The following is a 938-nucleotide window of genomic DNA, read 5'->3' on the forward strand; positions in this document are numbered from 1 at the left end:
GTCCCGTGCCGTCGGTGCGGTGGCTCGTCACCACGCTCCGCCCCTTGCGCCGCTCAGTGCATCCGTGCGCCCGGGCACTTGGCCGGTTCCCGCCCGCTGATCGAGCATTCGTTCGGCTCGCGGGGTATCCCTCCGGAATCGGCGCAAGCAGATGCAGGGGGGCTGACACTGTGGCACGCCCGTCATGGACGTCCGAGTCGGCTGAGGAACAGCGCCACCGAAAACGGGACACGGTACGCCGGCTGCGCGCCCAGGGCCGCTATGGACCCAGGTTCCGCGATGTCCTGCCCGCGTTCGCCGTCCTGGCAGTGGCGGTGTGCTCGGTCGTAGCCGGCCTTGTCGTGGGTTCCCGTGCCGCCGGGGTCGTCGTCCCGGTCACCGGCGTGCTCCTCCTGGCGGTCGTCCTCCTCATCGCCATAAGGCGCCGCCGCCCGGGCGCTCGACGCCGCCGCGGCCACTACACCCCGCAGGAACTGTTCGACCTCGACATCCAGGGCCTGGCCCTGGCGGTGGCACGGATGCTGCGCCGCGACCAATGGAAGGTCCGGCTGTTACCCGCACCGGACCGGCCACGCCTGTGCGCCCGGCATCCGGACGGCCGCCGGCTCGACGTGGCCTTCCGTCCGGTCGCGGAGCCGTTACCCGACGAGGCCCTCCCCCACTCCCATGCCCGTCGGGAGAACGCGGACTCACTTCTCCACCTGATCGTGCACCGTGGCACTTTCCAGGACCGAGACATCAGCTGGGCACAAGGCGAAGGCCACGCCTTCCTGCTGGACAACCCCGCCTTGGAACCCTGGGCAGGCGGTGCACGACTCGACGGGCTGCTCCCCAGGGAACATTGACTTCCACGGCACCGGCACGAGCTACGCCGGGTTCACGTCGGCCTGCAGCAGCTTGTGGTCCGAGTACCGGCTGGGGTGCACGCGGTGCGTGAG

General features: G+C 70.6%; 1 protein-coding gene. It reads left to right on the forward strand.

The genetic code is table 11. The features are described from left to right. Nucleotides 1-170 precede the first annotated feature (170 nt). A complete protein-coding gene (locus TN53_RS40990) occupies nucleotides 171-845 on the forward strand; it encodes a hypothetical protein (RefSeq protein WP_046263971.1) in 675 nt (224 codons plus the stop codon). Nucleotides 846-938: the final 93 nt, after the last annotated feature.

The sequence above is a fragment of the Streptomyces sp. WM6386 genome (assembly GCF_000972385.1).
GTDB lineage: Bacteria > Actinomycetota > Actinomycetes > Streptomycetales > Streptomycetaceae > Streptomyces.